Below are 16,839 nucleotides of genomic sequence, written 5' to 3'. Positions count from 1 at the left end.
CCTAACTTTGGCGCTTTTAAGCGCAAGCCAGTTACATGCTCAAACCGCTGCCGACTCGGCTTATGTTAGAGGATCATTATGAAAAGACCGAAGTAGCAATCCCCATGCGAGATGGGAAAAAATTATTTACTGCGATCTACAGTCCAAAAGACAAATCGAAGAAATATCCAGTTTTTGCTCAATAGAACGCCCTACACGGTTTCTCCTTATGGACAAAACGAATACAAAAAAAGCCTGGGCAACTTTCCGACGATGATGCGTGAAGGCTATATTTTCGTCTACCAAGATGTGCGGGGCAAGTGGATGAGCGAAGGTGAATTTGAAGATGTACGTCCGACCACCTACAGCAAAGACAAAAAAGCCATCGATGAAAGTACAGATACCTATGATGCGCTTGAATGGCTACAGAAAAATCTCAAAAACTATAATGGCAAAGCCGGACTCTATGGGATCTCCTATCCAGGCTTCTATTCTACCGTTGGATTGGTCAAAACGCACCCGAGCTTGAAAGCGGTCTCCCCACAAGCTCCGGTAACAGACTGGTATATCGGCGATGACTTCCACCATAATGGCGTACTGTTTCTTCAGGATGCATTCACCTTCATGTCAACCTTTGGTGTCCCGCGTCCAAAACCCATCACCCCAGATCAATTCAAGAGCAAAATTCAGATTAAAGAAGCCGATAAATACAACTTCTTTTTAGAAGCCGGAACAGCACGGGAACTGAAGGAAAAGTATTTTGGTGACTCCGTACAGTTTTGGAATGACCTGTTTAAACATCCCGACTATGATGATTTTTGGAAGTCGCGTGTGATCACCAAATTCTTTACAGGAGGTAAAACCAGCGGTGATGGTCGTCGGTGGTTTCTTTGACGCGGAAGATGCTTATGGAACATTTAAGACCTATCAATCGATTGAGGATAAAAGCAAAAAAAACAACTCGATTTTAGTCGCGGGACCTTGGTATCATGGCGGCTGGGTTCGTGCGGAAGGAAACTATTTAGGTGATATCCAATTTGAGAAAAAAACCAGCGTTACCTATCAGGAACAATTTGAACAGCCTTTTTTCAAATATTATCTAAAAGATGAAGGGAACTTCGCACCATCGGAAGCGAACATTTTTGTCTCTGGAAGCAATGAATGGAAACATTTCGAACAATGGCCACCCAAAAATGTAGAAACAAAAAAACTATACTTCCAACCTCAGGGGAAACTTGGATTTGACAAAGTTCAACGTACAGATTCTTGGGATGAATATGTCACTGACCCCAATAAACCGGTTCCGCACCAGGGTGGGCTAATCCAAAACCGAACGCGGGAGTATATGGTAGATGATCAGCGTTTCGCCGCTAGTCGCCCTGATGTCATGGTTTATCAAACGGAACCGTTGACAGAAGACCTGACTATAGTTGGCCCCATCAAAAATTTCCTTAAGGTTTCTTCAACAGGTACAGATGCAGATTATGTTGTCAAACTGATTGATGTTTACCCGAACGATGCAGCAAGTTATCAAGGAAAAACAATGGCTGGATACCAGATGATGGTACGTGGTGAGATCATGGCCGGGAAATACCGAAATGGTTTTGAAAAAGCGCAGGCCCTGACTCCAGGAATGGTCGAAAAGGTGAATTTTGAAATGCCAGATGTTGCGCATACGTTCAAAAAAGGACATCGCATTATGGTTCAGGTACAAAACTCCTGGTTTCCGCTGGCAGAACGAAATCCACAGGTGTTTTTAGCGCCTTATACAGCTACCAAAGCTGACTTCCGTAAAGCCACACAACGTATTTTTCACGATGTGAACAATGCCACGTACATCGAATTTTCTGTCCTCAAAGATTAACAGTTAAATTTGAATAATAGCGTTTAAGAGCGAATTGAATAAGGCTACATCAGCTAAACAGCTGTGCCTGATGTAGCCTTATCTTTAATCTTCCGCTACATACTTATCTTCCCCGGCCTTCCATCCTGCAAACAATAAAAGTACGATACTGCCCGCTAAAAAATAGAAGGAGTAATTCCAGGTAGCATCTATTTCGTGCAGCTTACCGAATACCGGCGGGCCAAAAGCTGCAATCAGATAACCAACAGACTGGGCCATGCCCGATATTTTAATCGCATTCGCCGTTGACCTCGCCCGCAGGGTAAAGAAAAGAATAGACAAACTGAAAGAAAGTCCATTGGAAAGTCCCAACAATATGGCGGCAACATAAATTCCCTGAAGTTTGTAATGCCAAAATATAAAGATACTTCCAAACATGCCTATCGCAACAGCCGCTGCCATTAGACGCTGATCCTTCATCCGATGTGCCAAAATAGGCCCAATAAACATTATGGGAATCATGGCAATTTGGATCAAAAAAAGCAACCAGCCCGTATCCTCCGCTGGCATACCATAATCGACCAATACTTTAGGTAACCAAGAAATCAAACTGTAGTAAATTAAGGACTGAATACCCATAAATAAGCTGATATACCAAGCTAATCTTGACCTAAAGATATGTCCGATTCCACTTGTCGCCGGTCTATTTTCAGTGATACCCTGTGCTTTCTTTCGGCTTAAAGCATCAAAGGAAACAACGATAAGGGATAACAAGGCTAAAATCACCCAAACCCCCAAGGAACCCTGCCACCCGAGACCAGTCCATTCGCCCAATCGTAAACTAAACCCCGAAGCAAAAGCTGCGGTCAGATTCATTGCTACGGCAAAAATGCCTGTCATCAGTCCAATCTGCTTTGGAAAATTTGTTTTTATATAACCGGGCGTAACGACATTGCCCACACAGATCCCAAGTCCGATTAAAAAAGACCCCACAAACAGCGTTGGCATATTGCCCCAAACCCGAAGCACAATTCCTACACTCAACGCCATTAAACCGAGTAATAAAAAACGGTGCATGCCCAGTTTATGTGAATATCGGCTCACTGCTACAGAACAGCTCGCAAACATAAAAAGAGGTATTGCCGTCAATAGACTGCTTTGAAAACTATTTAATTGCAAATCTTCACTGATTTGCCCCAGTACAGGGCCAACGGCTGTGATTGGCGACCGCAGATTGGTTGAGACTAAAACAACAACCAATATGGGTAACCAGGTCCAAGACACAGCTGCGGATATTTTTATATTTTCTTTCATCATAAAACCACACTATACATGTAAACCAAGCTATACACGTAATGAATGCTTGCAAAGGTATGTATGGAATTTTAATTAAATTTGCCATTAATTTAATTTAAAACGACATGGATCAGACAAATCATACGTTGATAATTGAAGGCATCCAGAAATCAACCTATGTCTGGTTTGAAGAAAACTGGATACACGACGACGAGTTACACAGTCATCGGAAAGGTCAATTGATTTATGTTGAGCAGGGTTTTCAATACCTTACCGTTGCAGGAAAAATGTACCTACTCCCCCAAAATCACGTTGCTTGGATTCCTTCAGGTGCATTACATAAGACCAACTCCCACTCGGAACGCATTAAGCTTATGGTCCTTTTTTTTGATCCCCCACAATTTGACAGCTCACAAGAGCATTTGTTTTTCAATCAGGTACAGCTATTTTCGGCGCCTAAAGTATTACGGGAAATGATTTTATATACCGAAAAATGGTCAAAATTGAGAGAAGAAAATGAACAGGAAAGAGTTTTCCTCGGTGCTTTACTCCATGAACTCCCCTATTTCTGCTCACAATTACTCCACTTAGAAATTACCCTTCCGCATGAAAGCAGGCTTCAAACGGTCTTAAATCACCTACATGACCATTACACAGAAGCCATCACGTTAGACGAGATTGCCATGCTGTCCAATCTTTCGCTCCGAACTATTGAACGCCTTTTTAAAAAAGAAACCGGAATGACGCTTGCAAAATATCAGCAGCTCCTTCGCATTATCAAGAGTTTGGAGCTTTTGAGCACAAAACAATTCACCATCTCTCAAATTGCGTATAAAGTCGGTTATAAAAGCGTCCAAGCATTTACCAATAGCTTTTATGCCGTGATGAAATATAGGCCTTCAAACTTCATGGCGGGCTAGTTTTGGCGTATCCACAGGTAATTTTGTAGCTGTTCAGCTACAAAATTCAGGACGTTTAAAAAAAATAGTAACGAATATTTGCACAGGTGTAATATTTACACTATCTTTGTATCATCATAATTTAGGTTTATAATTGGTTATTTAAGGTTTTCATTCTCCCCGTTTGAAAACCTTTTTTTATTTATTTTCACCGTCCCTCAAATCATTTCGCTACTCCGCAAACGTAATAATTTCCCTTTTAGACCCAAACAAAAGCAGCTGATCGCATGTTCTCAAAAAATAGCGTTCAAATTAATTCTCAAAAAATTCAAGATATTCTTTAACAATACTGTATTTTTAACGAATATATTCGGATGAGAAAGGTCACGCGAATAGAAAAGAGTTCAAATATTATATTGAAAAAATAATCTAAACATATATGGCAGAACATGGGGATTTGCAAATCGCAATACTAATCGATGCGGACAATGTATCTTATCGAAAGATCGAAGAGATTTTGAATGAAGTCAAAAGATATGGAATTCCGACCATCAAACGCATCTACGGAGACTGGACCAACCCATATGTTGAAAAATGGAAGGATAAACTCCTTACCCATGCAATTACCCCCATACAACAATACAGTTATACACAAGGCAAAAATTCTACTGACTCGGCATTAATTATTGATGCCATGGATATTCTGCATTCAGACCGAGTTGATGGGTTTTGTATTGTATCCAGCGACAGCGATTTCACCCGACTGGCTACACGTCTACGGGAATCTGGTAAACTGGTCATCGGTATCGGCGAGAAAAAGACCCCCAAACCCTTTATTGCCTCCTGCGACAAGTTCATCTACGTCGAAATTTTTGAGAAAAATCAAAAGAAAGAAACGGTCGCAAAGAAAAAGCAACAAAATCAGCCCAAACCTGCTCCCGTCGACAATCCAACAAGTATTGCCGTATTGGACGAGGAGACTTTGGAACTTTTAAAGGACACGGTGGATGATACTGCAGATGAAAATGGCTGGGCATTCCTGGGTGAGATCGGAAGTCTTTTCAACAAAAGAAAGCCTGATTTTGATGCGCGCAACTATGGATACGACAAGATGTCTCATCTTTTCAAAGCTTACAAAGAAGATTTTGAAATTGAGGAACGAAACACCGACAAATCGCGCATAAAACACTATTACATCCGTAATATTATTAAACGGCCTTTAGCAATGGCCAGCCCAGCTGCAGCAGTGGACACCGAGCACAAAACTCCTGCTACTCCTACTCCTTCCGTACCCTCTACAGAAACTACGGAAAAAACTGCAAATCAAAACACCAGAAAGAAAGGGCGGCAAGATAAGAAACGTCAGGATAAAACAAACTCTGAGCCGATACAAAACGAGGCTCCAAAAGTTCAGGAAATTCAGGAGCAAAAAACAGAAACGCCCCCCCCTACAGCTGACACTCCGCCCACGAACATGTTGTTTCCTTCTGAAGGTAACAAGATCACTACAGATGACGTAAAAAAATCGCAAATACGGATCACGAAAGAATTTAAACCCCTATTCCCAACCAAATCCCAAAAATTAAGGATTATGATCAACGCTGGAGAATATGAATGTAATTTTACCTATCGCGGCAGAGGGTTTCATGTGCTTAAATTAGGAAAAGATGCGGCGACCAAACTTGGCCTTTCCGAGGGGATACAAATACAAATAGTCAGACTGAACGAAGTTAGCTTTAGCCTTCAAAATAAATCAGTTTAATATCATTCAGGGGAATTATCTTCTGTATCATACGATAATAGGACAACAATACATTGTCCTATTATCGTATTAAAGCCTTATGCAGGAGGTTTGTCGTATTGAAATAACAACTAGCGTCCACCAGCAAATTCCATCGTAAAATGGTAGTTCTCATCGATGGCCATTGGCTTACGATCTACTTTACGAAAATCGCGTGCTTCTTCAGTCCACAGGAAAGGGTAAAATGAAAAAACTTGATTGCCGCTCAGGAGTTTGACCTCTTCGCTCAAGTCTTTCCATTTAAATGTTTCGTAAAACTGTCTAATATCCCCTTTCAATGCCCAAAAAACAAAATCTGAATAACCACATTCCAAACTTTCCCATTGTAAGGTATCTTGTGCGAAATAATAGACCTGTCCAATAGCATCTCCCAGCGCACCGGCATTAATAGCGAAATAACCACCTAGAACATCGTCTGCAATCAGCAAAAAACCACCTTTTTCGCCTTCCTTGTCAAAACTTTTCCCTTTATTCCACTCCATGATCCCTCGGTCCAACTGCGACGAGCCAGAGCCTAAAATACGTAACCAGCCCCCATCGATTAAAATACCACCAGTTTGATGAATAATGGCTCCCATAGGCGATTTTGTGGTAATTTGGGCCCTTAAAAGTTCCTCATCAGCCCGCTTAGGGTTTCGAGGAAGCACTTCATAAGCATTCGTCGCTTCTTTCAACCAGCCCTCAACCAGCTTCCATCCCGAATTACTTGTATCAATCAGTTCTTTTAGACTTTTCATTTCCTATGTGTTTTATGCAGCGACCAGCTAGTCTACCGGTCGAATTCGAACGGCATCCAGCTATTCATTGTGCCGAAATTACCATAATTCTTTATCGCATCCAAATTACAGCAGACCCAAGAGCAAATCGAAGAAAATATTCTTCGAAAACATACACCTAAAGATTAGGAACCTTGTGTCTATTTTAACTAATTTTAAGTCATGCAACATGAATTAGAAAAACTCAGATACCCTATAGGTCGCTTTGCGATACCCGATGTCATCGACAAATCCCTGTTGAATGACTGGATCAAAACAATTGCCGACTTTCCGGCCCGGTTAAAATCCGAAGTCGGCGATCTAACAGACGACGTACTGGAAAAACGCTACCGTCCCGAAGGCTGGACGATTCGTCAGGTCGTTCATCACTGCGCCGACAGCCACATGAACAGCTTTGTCCGTTTTAAATTAGCCCTCACAGAAGAAGACCCAACCATCAAATTATATGAGGAGAAATTGTGGGCCGAGCTTCCCGACGCAAAAAATATTCCAATAGAAAGCTCGATCAAATTGCTCGAAGGTCTACATGAACGCTGGGTTATTTTGTTGAAAAGTTTAACTGGCGAACAGCTTGAAAGAGGTTTTATTCATCCTGCGACCAAAAGGTTGATTTCTTTAAAGATCAATATTGGCCTCTATGCCTGGCATTGCAATCACCACCTGATGCACATTGTCAATGCTAAAAACCATTGATGGGCATCACTTATCGCAATGATCATTTTACTTACAGTCAATAGATCATTGCGATAAATTTACTTTATTGCCGTCACTTTACGATAATGACATCGCCCATATAAAGGCCAGCAATCCGGCGGCAACCAGTCCAATAACACCCGATACCACAAAGGATAGGAAATAATATCCTACCGTCCGTGTTTGCTTCTTTACACGATGAACAATGCCTGCAGATAACGTATAAAGTGTTCCAAATCCAAAAAAAACAATCAGGATCAAGTCGATCAGAATGCCACCAAAATCTATATTTGCTGATGATAACATAATTTACTTTTTCTTTTTAAACAGTTTGCCAAAAAAGGACGAGCTAGCACCTGAGTCTTCAGACTAATTATCCCATTGCAATAAATCCAGTTCGATATCCAGTTCATTGTTTTTTGCAAAATCAAGCCAATGGACATATTTTTCCTGATTTCTAAATGTAGGATCATTCTTGTAATAATCCAATAAGCGAGCAGTGGCACTTTCGTAAACACCATAGTCGTTGGCTCGTTCAAAATAGTGGATCGCCTTTTTACTGTCCTTTTTAAATTTAAGTCCCTGATCATAGAGTAATCCATAATAAATATTGGAATAACTATTTTCTTTATCCCTTTTCAAATAAACCAATAGACGATCGTAATCCTCCAAACTGTAATAGATAGAAGCTATATTGCTGTTGTTCTCAACTAATTTTAATTCAGCTTTCTGATAATAGCTGAGGGCTTTTTCCAGATCTTCTTCGACATAGGTTCCACTTGAATAAAAGTAGCCTAAATTGGACAAAGCATAGCCATTACCCAACTCTGCTCCTTTCATGTAGGCATTAAATGACTTTTCCAGGTCTTTTTTATAGCCGATGCCATACTGAAAGAGGTAGCCGATTGCATTCCATGCAGCGGAATAATCTTTTTGGGCCGCTTGTTCATAATATTGAATTCCTTTGTCCAAATCTAAAAAAGGATTGTCTTCGCTATCAGTATCCGTATAGATATTCCCCAATTCATGCATGCTGCTTTCATTACCCTGGTCAGCAGAAAAGGTAAAATAGCGTATCGCCATTTCGACATCGCCTTGTCGGCAACAGTCCAGGGCCATATGATATAGCGTATAACTATCATAACTGGATTCAAAATTATCGTCCTTCGCAGCCTTCCACCCTTCAAAAAAACGATTACATATTTCAAAATCTTCTCCAGACAATTGATCCAGCTTCTTCAGAAACTGACCATATTGATCTTCCTGAATTACTTCCACACCATCGTAGCCCTTTTTATACAACAGGTCACCTTGCAATAACATCAGATCCTGATAGTGATTAACGCTTGCACAAACATAATCGTAGGCGGAACTGAGCGTCCTTTCCACTGCGTCAAAATAGTAATATCTTCCCGCATGGTCTTTCAGAATAAAATAATCCATCACAGCAGCATATACAATTTTCACATAGTGCGTTGAGAGCGGGACCAGCCACACCTTTTCAGCAGTCTGATAAATTCCCCTCCCGGTTGCTGTTTCGATAATATAGCAATCCCAGGCGCCATTACCAAAATCAGTCCCCCCTTGAATGGACCGAATTGCCAAATCTTGCAGTACAAAGGCGCGGGCTTCCAGGTCATACAAACGGATGCCGCCGGAATCAGCAAAAAATAATGCGCTTCGGCCATTTCCAGCATTGAGTACAGCAACATCTTTGACCAAGATAGTTCCATCGGGAGACAAAACTGATTTTTTCTTTTTATTATTCAAATTGACTGCATAAAAATCAAACAGCAATTCGCTCAGTGCACTACTGGCAAAAGCGCCAAGCAAAATACCGCTATTGGAATAATAATGACGCAGTTTATTTCCCCCAATCTCTTGATAGATAAATCCATCATAATCAATTTCAAACGGTTTGTCCGCACCGGAAGCATTGAACAGCTGGCCTTGGGCATCGATGATATAATATTGCTGATCTTTCTTCCCCTGATAATAACCGTAAGCAAAATCTTCGAGTTCATCATATTCAAGTGGTATGATTATTTCTCCGTTCCCGACGTTGACTAATCCATATTTTTTAGCTAAGCTCACCTTACCAACCGTTGATACGGCTCCATATTGGGCTGGCGCCGCCGATGAATAAACACAGGAAATAGTTTCTTCTCCACCCCTATTCAAATAACCGAACAGCTCATTTTTCTGTATGACTGCGATCCCTTCACACTCAAAAGTGCCAATTTCCTGATAGCTAGCTTCGACCTTCACCTCCCCTTTTGCATTGCGTATCCCCCAAAGCCCCTGATCTTCAAAAAATTGATTATCCAGACGATCAATCGCGTCTCTATTCCACCAGCCTAAGCCATAGTTGCTCCATTCCAGTTCGAGCATCGCTAAAAAAGAAGTATAACCAGCAGACACCAAAATAAACTCAAGCTCAGCTATGGACTGTTTTTCGATTGCTTTTTCATAGAGCAAATTCTTCTCAAGGATTTCAATTGCAAAATCTTTGGCCTGTTGGCTATGTTTAACATCGCTCATGTTAAATACATCACTTGCGTTCAGCTGGAAATAATCGAATGGTAAACCGTCCAAAAAATCGAACAGTTTCCCGATAGCTGCCATGGCCAGCGCATCGGAATTTAACCCATATTCATGAATGAGCAAATCATACAACGCACGAAGCTTTCTGACTCCCGGTTCCTTTTCGGAGTAAACTAAGGTACCTTTTGCTTTCGGATTAGCAGCAAATAGGGGTAAAAAAAGGGGTGGAATCACATAGTTCCATTCTCCTAAATAATGAGGGAAGTAATCTTGATCCTTCTTATCTGTATTGTAAATATATATGCGATGAGCCATTTTCTATGCAATTTCCTTAGTATTGATCAATTTCAACAGCATTTTCTTTAGCAAAATTGAACCAAAATCCGTATTTATCCGCGTCTGAAGCCGCTCCATGCGCTCCATAGAGTTGTAGCAAACGATTAACGGCATAGGCGTACACGCTATTTTCATTGGCTTTTTCATAGTACCGGATCGCTTTTTGTAAGTTTTGCTTTACACCAAAGCCTTCCTCATAAAGAATCCCATAATAAATAGCAGAAAATTGATTGGTTGTATCCTTTTTCAAATAACGCAATAAGTTCGCATAATCTTGCCCTTGATAGTAGATTTCTGCGATTTGAGCATCATTATAAATCCCCGCTTTCTCTGCTTGTTTAAAATAATCTAGGGCCAAGGCATAATCTTGTTCCACATATTCACCCTCGTAATACCAGTTACCCTGGTTGCTCATGGCCTGCGCTTCACCCAGCGCAGCAGACTTTTGATAGGCCTTTAAGGCTTTAGATACATCAAAAGCTACACCATGGCCTGTGGCATATAAAAATCCCCAATTGTTCCATGCCTGCGCATGATCCTGAGCCATGGCCTTTTCATAAAAAGACTTTCCTTTTTCGATGTCCATCCCCTCGTAGTCATCATCCGTAAAGATGTTTCCAAGCAGATATTGACAGTCCGCACTACCCCGATCTGCTCCGATGCTGAACAGTCGAATGGCATCTGAAATCTTTCCCTCCGCTTCCAGCTTCTTACCATTTTCCAACAGCGTTTCATTGTCAAAATACTGTTCGTAGCCGTCGCCCTTACGCCTGATCCATGCCTGATAGAACTGTACAAAATAACTTTGATCGCGCCCCCGGAGCTGGTATCGCTCGGAATACAAATAGCCATATGCTGTTTCGGGAATCTCGACAACATTTCGATTTAAATCCAAATTAAACAACTTATCCCCTTTGAATAAAAGCAACAGTTCACCTTCGGCCGCTTCTGGTCTTGGGTAATGAAAAGGCGAACAGATATAATCATACAGCGCACTACGGACGTTAAGCTTCGTATCGAAGCAGTACATACCCTGTGCACAGTGTATGCGCATAAAATCCAAAAAGCAATGTTCGATTTTCTGATAGGCAATAGCAGGTTCAAGTAACCATTCCCCTCGATGAGCATCATAAATCCCCTGTCCTTGGGCACAACCAACGACAAAGATATCTTTACGGTACTGCTGTATATGATCGACTAGAACCTGATCAATCGTTAAATCAGCCAATCGGAATAAGCCCTGTTCAAGCGAATAGATCTGCCATCTTTTATTTTTGAGATACGCAATACTTCGATAGTCGTCCAACACTATAATCCGGTCAATTCCTTCATCCAAAATATTACCATCGGGTTGAATGACGGCAATTTTTGACTGTAGCTTATTGGGTTTAATCCAAAAATAGCGATTGGCTAGCGGCTCCAGGCTACCTTCCAAAAAAGTCCCTAAAAACTGACCATCCATTAGGTAATACTTCCTTTTTATCGTTCCTTTTTGCCGGCTATAGAACAAGTTGTTATAGTCAAACATAAACGACTCGGCTGCGGGATCTGAAATAATCGATCGTCCTTCAGCCGAAAGGAGCATGTGGCTATCCCCCTGTCTTGCATTTAAAAAGCCATAGGCGATCCAGTCGAGTTCATCATATAATGCAGGTATGCTCAGCTGTTTGGTATCAATATGCAGTACCCCACGTTTCCCTGCCACTTCCACTTCAGCGTAATTGTTCCCGTTGATATGTCGGGCATCAAAGGCCTCCACATATTGACATGGAATTAATATAGTGCCACTCGTATCAATATAACCAAAAAGGCCATCGCGTTCAACAACGGCGATCCCCTGTTCATTGAATTCGAATATTTCATCGTAAATCGCCTCAACCAAAATATCCCCCTTGGCATTTTTTAGCCCCTGCTTTCCTACTGCTTCAAAAACCTCAGGGTCTGGCCCTTTCAGAACGTCTTCTTCCCATAAACCCAATCCATAATCAATCCAATCGGTTTGAAGGGCATCTAAAAAAGAAGTATATCCAGACGCTTTCACAAGCGGGTCCAGCGGATCTAAGGACTGTTCTTCGACAGCTTGTTCAAACAATAAGGCTTGCATTTTAATTTCTTCCACCCAATCTTTGGCTTGCTCCACATCTTTTTCCGAATTCATGGTAAAAACATCGCGTCCATCGATCTGCAAGGTATCAAAAGGTAGCGCTTCCAAAAATTCAAACATGTTGTTGACAGGCTCATAATAGCTTTTTTTATAATGCAATTGATACCTATCAGCCAACAACGCATAAAAATAGCGAAGTCTTGCGATCCCATCTTCCTTGTTGGCATAAAGCTGAGAACCTTTGGAACGGATATTGGCGGAAAATAATGGCCGCATGAGGATGGGAATTTCATAATTCCATTCAGCCAGGTAAGTGGGATATGTTTCTTTGGTCCTGAGATTTACATTATAAATATAAATACGATGTGCCATACTTTATTTCTTCTGTTTTTTGTTGTATCACATTGATCCGTTCCATACGACAAGAATCATGCGAATGCCGTAAAAATACCGTATTTATCGATTTTTTCGATTAGCGGAAAACAGGGATTTTTTTCTCCCCCTATTTTCGGCAACTTTGGATTGGATTTTGTAACAGAAAGAACAATGAATCATTTCAAATACAGTTATTATAGCAGTGCATTAGCACTCCTCGCGTTACAAATCGCTTGTCAGGAAAAACCAAAACAAGCTGAAGCACCTGTAAGTTCAAGCAAGGCCATGGAAAAAGCTGTCGAGGATACTGCCCCAAAAAAAAGTATCTCGTTAAAAACTTCCAAACTGGATAGCATTGACCAAGCAAATGCACAAAGCGTACTGGAATCTGACGAAATCACCAAAGCTTATGTAAACTTAAGTGCTCGAGACAGTATGATCCGCTTACATGCCAATATACGTATCGATCATCGCTTCTTTGGATACGAAGAGGCAGATAAACAGGCTACGAAGTTGCTTTTGTTTTCCATCTTTACAAATGATGTGGAACACAATCCATTTCAACTCAAATTGGGTGCATACTATGATACCTCCGACTTAGAAAGTAAAGGTTTAAAACTAAAATATGCTGGCCTAAAGGGCGACTTTGTAGCAGCGAAAATCATAGACGCCACCGATACACCGGTAGGCACCGTCTACTTCGAAAGAAAATGGGTTGAGATTGAATAACAAAAACCGTTTCTCAATCTATATGTTTATGAGTAACAACAATAATTGCGAAAAATAACGATGAAGGTAATCTTAAAGACTATGTTTCTGTCCTGCATGGTATTGTTTTTCAGCTGCCAGCAAAAGAATGGAGCCAAAAAATCAGCTGCCGCATTCAGCAGCACAGCCAGCATAGACTCCATAAAGAAACAAAAAGAGCTAACATCCATATCCGATGATAACCTTTCGCTCTTTAAACAGCTGTATCCTATTGCTATTCTTCGACCGAAAAGCAAGGATAGTTTTAAGAAGTATGGCATCGAATTCTCAGGAATATGTTATGCGTGTGATCTTGCAGAAATCAAAATGAATAAAAAACAACTGCTTTTGGTCAATGTCTGTGATTCCAATGAAATCTATCAAATCAAAGATTTCACCTATAATTTTTGTGACAGCGGCCTCACGATTAAGACTAAAAATAATGAGTTTTACTTCAAGAAAATAGAGAAAGAGCCCATTTTCGAATTAAAAATTAAGGGGGATTCTCTTTTGTTAAAAAATAAACGTGTCGCAAAATACTATACACAGAAAGCTTTAGTCGATCAGTTCGAAGTCCATGATTGTGGTGATTTTCAGGGTTAGCCCAAACGCGACTCAGCTTGAATTAGTGCATTAAGACAGCGCTGCACCGGACATTAACGTAAGATCTTAAAAAGACCAGACAGCAATGAAAGCAGGCAGAAGCCAATTTCATGGTTGCCTGCTCCGTTCGTTAGACCTATACTTCAAAATAAAACCCCGATTCAGTAAGTTCTTTATATTTTACCCTGTCAAAACTATAGATCTTTGCAGCCCTGGCACGCCGGTCTTTTTGCTTATCGCTGTGGTCGATCAATAAACCCATGCTGAGAATTTTTTTTCGAAAATTCCCACGGTCAATTGACCGCTGCAGAACGGTTTCATACAAATTGTGTAAATCGGGCAACGTAAACTGTTTGGGCAAGAGCTCAAAACCGATTGGTTGATAACGTATTTTACCCCTGAGCCGTTGTATGGCGGTGTTCAAGATCTGTTTATGGTCAAAAGCGAGATCCAACTTTTCGTCAATACCAAACCATTGCACCGCATCGATATCAACCCCTGCTTCCAACGTATAAGCGTCGGGCCTGACAAGTGCATAATAAGCAATACTAATGACTCTTCCGCGCGGATCACGAGCTAGGTCTGAAAATGTATAAAGCTGTTCGAGGAAAATATCTTTGAGACCGGCCTCCTCCTGCAGTTTACGAAGCGCACAGTCGTCGGCGTTCTCATCTTCCTGAATAAAACCGCCAGGAAATGCCCATTTTCCCACAAAAGGCTCTATTGCCCGTTTGGTCAATAATACCTTAAGCTGGTTTTTATCAAAGCCGAAGATTACACAGTCAACCGTAACAGCAGGTCTTGGTAATCATATGTGTATTTTTTTTCGGAGGCTGTCATCTGCTACAAAGTTACTTCGGTTGACAATTTGATCTGGATTCCATACTTCTCCTTTAAAGCCTCAAACTGCTGTAAAGTCTGCGCTTCAAATCCAGCGATGGGCGACATACAGTCGATCAATAAGGTGATTCGTGACGTAATCGCTCGGTCTTGTTCAAAATATTCCAAATCTGCACGGCCGATGCTAAAACACAATGACTGGAAGCTTCACCGGCGATGTATATCGCATCGTAATCGCGAATTGCATCGAGCACAGCATGATTTACGAATTTATTATCGTCATATTCCGCTTTGATAATACCGTACATTTCCGTATTTGGATCTTGCCCCTTATAAACCAATATCGGTTTGACCTGACGCGCTGCACTGTGAAAATAAAGCATATTGGTAAATTGACTCTCCAGCTGCGCCCCCGAAGTCCCTTCCAGACAATGGTATGGCCAGACACACAATTGTTTTTTTCCCTCAGCTTCCAAATGCTGGAGATAATCCAGCGCTAAGGCGTATGGTCATTCGCAGCACGCCAGATACCATCGCGGACATCGGCATGGCGAATAATGGTGAATGGCTCCGGATGATTTCCCGCACTGTCAAGCCACCAATCGGCATGGAAAATCTGCCTTATCGAGTGGCAATCGAGACTACACATGACTTGCGTTAAGGCCTCAATATTACGATACATCCACTGCGTCAGACGTTGTACATCGGCCTTTGAACCGTTGACGGCAAGACTACCGATGGATTCCATAAAATCATTTTGGACATCGATCGCCAATAGCAAGGTTCGTTTTTTATCCAAGGCTGCTGGCTGTATATTTTCTTCCTGTGCCAACATCAACATGTTTGGAATATTATCCTTTTTGCCGCTGGCAATCTGTTGAACATCTACAATCTGATCAAATTGTGTTTTTATGTTATTCAGTTTCATAACATCTATATTTATTTCAACGCAGCCTTCATTTCGCAGAACGATGAAGCCATTAAAGCCTTCTTCCAGTGAAAAATCATCTTCACTATAGTACTTTTTTGTCCCTTGTTGACTGTTATGAAGTGCTTGCGTCGACTTCTCGAACCATTAAAATTAACCTTTGAATGTAGGCACCGCTGCAAACTTGTGGGCAGATTGTTGTATACGTTTACGAATAATTTCGTCTATAACCGGATCGCCCGATGTACCTTTTAAAATAAACCCATCGATTTGCGCATAGGTCATACCCAATTCCTCTTCATCGGTCTGCCCCTCCCAAAGACCAGCAGATGGACTTTTATACTGAATAGATTCGGGCACCCCCAAATATTTGGCTAAGGTATATACTTCCTGTTTGGTAACCATTGCCAGCGGGTTCAGATCATAGGCACCATCGCCCCACTTCGTAAAATAACCTACAGTAGCTTCGGCCATATTCCCCGTACCAATAACAAATCTACTACCCAATTGTGCTAATTGATACAAATACGTCATACGAACACGTGGACGAATATTAGCAAGGCTCAAAGCGCGGTTAGTGGCGGTAGCTTCTGCGACAAACTTTTCTTGATGAATGGCCAACGCATCCACCGCGGGTTGAATGTCAAATACATGAAATGGAAAATCAAATTTCTGAATAAGCTCCATGGCATGTTGATGGCTTTTACTTTTGTTCATATCACTGCCATACGGCATCAACACCAAGTGGACATCCACCTGTGCCAGCCGGCATAGGCAAGCGACAACACTGCAGTCTATCCCACCACTCATACCCAATACAAGTCCTTTGCGGTCGGCCGATTTCACCTGTTGGGCAATCCAGGATGCCATCAATTGTGCATACTGTGCAACGTTTTCATCCTGGATGAAAAACGGTTTGTTTACGCTATTTTCCATATACTCGAATTGTTTCAGTTCTTAATCTATTCCTTATTTCTTCAAAACGCGTTGTGCGTACAAATTCGCCATTCAGATAACATGTTTCCAGCAGATTTCGTTCACCCAGATCGGCGACCGTTTGCGGTGTAAGATCGTC

Annotated in this window: 16 protein-coding genes and 1 pseudogene; 7 read left to right on the top strand and 10 right to left on the bottom strand. The window is 41.4% G+C overall.

Features of this window, described 5'->3' with window-relative positions; translation table 11 throughout:
- Positions 1–111: 111 nt before the first annotated feature.
- Both DTA23_RS30285 and DTA23_RS30280 read left to right on the top strand, forming a co-directional pair.
- The gene (locus DTA23_RS30285) at positions 112–873 is read left to right on the top strand and encodes a CocE/NonD family hydrolase (RefSeq protein ID WP_370445076.1); all 762 of its coding nucleotides are present in this window, start codon (positions 112–114) and stop codon (positions 871–873) included.
- Positions 851–1,843, top strand: coding sequence for a CocE/NonD family hydrolase (locus DTA23_RS30280; protein ID WP_370445075.1), 993 nt, complete (start codon positions 851–853; stop codon positions 1,841–1,843). The genes DTA23_RS30285 and DTA23_RS30280 overlap by 23 nt, the downstream gene beginning before the upstream one ends.
- An 84-nt stretch (positions 1,844–1,927) precedes the next feature.
- Here the strand turns inward: DTA23_RS30280 and DTA23_RS08505 are convergent, their stop codons facing one another.
- Positions 1,928–3,139 carry a CynX/NimT family MFS transporter gene (locus DTA23_RS08505; protein ID WP_204990743.1) on the bottom strand — a complete coding sequence of 404 codons (1,212 nt, stop codon included), beginning with the start codon at positions 3,137–3,139 and terminating at the stop codon, positions 1,928–1,930.
- A gap of 104 nt (positions 3,140–3,243) precedes the next feature.
- Between DTA23_RS08505 and DTA23_RS08500 the strand changes: the two genes are divergently transcribed.
- Together DTA23_RS08500 and DTA23_RS08495 are read left to right on the top strand one after the other, a co-directional pair.
- Positions 3,244–4,038 (top strand): AraC family transcriptional regulator, encoded by a 795-nt coding sequence (locus tag DTA23_RS08500; protein WP_112374433.1) that lies wholly within the window; start codon positions 3,244–3,246, stop codon positions 4,036–4,038.
- 418 nt (positions 4,039–4,456) lie between these two features.
- Positions 4,457–5,779 (top strand): NYN domain-containing protein, encoded by a 1,323-nt coding sequence (locus DTA23_RS08495; RefSeq protein WP_112374432.1) that lies wholly within the window; start codon positions 4,457–4,459, stop codon positions 5,777–5,779.
- A 110-nt stretch (positions 5,780–5,889) separates the two neighbouring features.
- On the opposite strand, the gene DTA23_RS08490 is transcribed toward DTA23_RS08495, so the two are convergent.
- Complete coding sequence (locus DTA23_RS08490) at positions 5,890–6,555, bottom strand: DUF2625 domain-containing protein (protein WP_112374431.1); 666 nt, start codon at positions 6,553–6,555, stop codon at positions 5,890–5,892.
- A gap of 201 nt (positions 6,556–6,756) precedes the next feature.
- Between DTA23_RS08490 and DTA23_RS08485 the strand changes: the two genes are divergently transcribed.
- Positions 6,757–7,287, top strand: a complete 531-nt coding sequence (locus DTA23_RS08485) for a YfiT family bacillithiol transferase (protein WP_112374430.1) — start codon at positions 6,757–6,759, stop codon at positions 7,285–7,287.
- A 78-nt stretch (positions 7,288–7,365) separates the two neighbouring features.
- Here the strand turns inward: DTA23_RS08485 and DTA23_RS08480 are convergent, their stop codons facing one another.
- From DTA23_RS08480 to DTA23_RS08470, 3 genes are all read right to left on the bottom strand, one after another.
- On the bottom strand, positions 7,366–7,593 hold the full coding sequence (locus DTA23_RS08480) for a hypothetical protein (protein ID WP_070569618.1): 228 nt from the start codon (positions 7,591–7,593) through the stop codon (positions 7,366–7,368).
- Between the two features lie 63 nt (positions 7,594–7,656).
- Positions 7,657–10,146 (bottom strand): SEL1-like repeat protein, encoded by a 2,490-nt coding sequence (locus tag DTA23_RS08475; protein ID WP_112374429.1) that lies wholly within the window; start codon positions 10,144–10,146, stop codon positions 7,657–7,659.
- Between the two features lie 16 nt (positions 10,147–10,162).
- Entirely contained in the window at positions 10,163–12,643 is a 2,481-nt protein-coding gene (locus DTA23_RS08470) for an SEL1-like repeat protein (RefSeq protein ID WP_112374428.1), read from the bottom strand.
- Between the two features lie 174 nt (positions 12,644–12,817).
- Here DTA23_RS08470 and DTA23_RS08465 point away from each other — a divergent pair, with 174 nt between their 5' ends.
- Complete coding sequence (locus tag DTA23_RS08465; RefSeq protein ID WP_112374427.1) at positions 12,818–13,375, top strand: hypothetical protein; 558 nt, start codon at positions 12,818–12,820, stop codon at positions 13,373–13,375.
- A 60-nt stretch (positions 13,376–13,435) separates the two neighbouring features.
- Positions 13,436–13,996: a hypothetical protein gene (locus DTA23_RS08460; RefSeq protein WP_112374426.1), complete on the top strand. Its 561-nt coding sequence runs from the start codon at positions 13,436–13,438 to the stop codon at positions 13,994–13,996.
- Between the two features lie 136 nt (positions 13,997–14,132).
- Here DTA23_RS08460 and DTA23_RS30870 read toward each other — a convergent pair whose 3' ends face one another.
- The 5 genes and pseudogenes from DTA23_RS30870 to nadE form a co-directional block, all read right to left on the bottom strand.
- Positions 14,133–14,420, bottom strand: coding sequence for an NUDIX hydrolase (locus DTA23_RS30870; RefSeq protein WP_256603492.1), 288 nt, complete (start codon positions 14,418–14,420; stop codon positions 14,133–14,135).
- Between the two features lie 12 nt (positions 14,421–14,432).
- Positions 14,433–14,780, bottom strand: a pseudogene (locus DTA23_RS30865) (NUDIX domain-containing protein); the annotation flags it as partial.
- 172 nt (positions 14,781–14,952) lie between these two features.
- Positions 14,953–15,312: a cysteine hydrolase family protein gene (locus DTA23_RS27510; RefSeq protein WP_218565326.1), complete on the bottom strand. Its 360-nt coding sequence runs from the start codon at positions 15,310–15,312 to the stop codon at positions 14,953–14,955.
- A gap of 20 nt (positions 15,313–15,332) precedes the next feature.
- The gene (locus DTA23_RS27505) at positions 15,333–15,764 is read right to left on the bottom strand and encodes a cysteine hydrolase family protein (protein WP_218565325.1); all 432 of its coding nucleotides are present in this window, start codon (positions 15,762–15,764) and stop codon (positions 15,333–15,335) included.
- Between the two features lie 153 nt (positions 15,765–15,917).
- The gene (nadE, locus tag DTA23_RS08445; RefSeq protein WP_112374424.1) at positions 15,918–16,700 is read right to left on the bottom strand and encodes an NAD(+) synthase; all 783 of its coding nucleotides are present in this window, start codon (positions 16,698–16,700) and stop codon (positions 15,918–15,920) included.
- Positions 16,701–16,839: the final 139 nt, after the last annotated feature.

It is taken from the genome of Sphingobacterium multivorum (genome assembly GCF_900457465.1).
GTDB classification, from domain to species: domain Bacteria; phylum Bacteroidota; class Bacteroidia; order Sphingobacteriales; family Sphingobacteriaceae; genus Sphingobacterium; species Sphingobacterium multivorum.
This window is presented reverse-complemented; position numbering and strand designations above follow the sequence as displayed.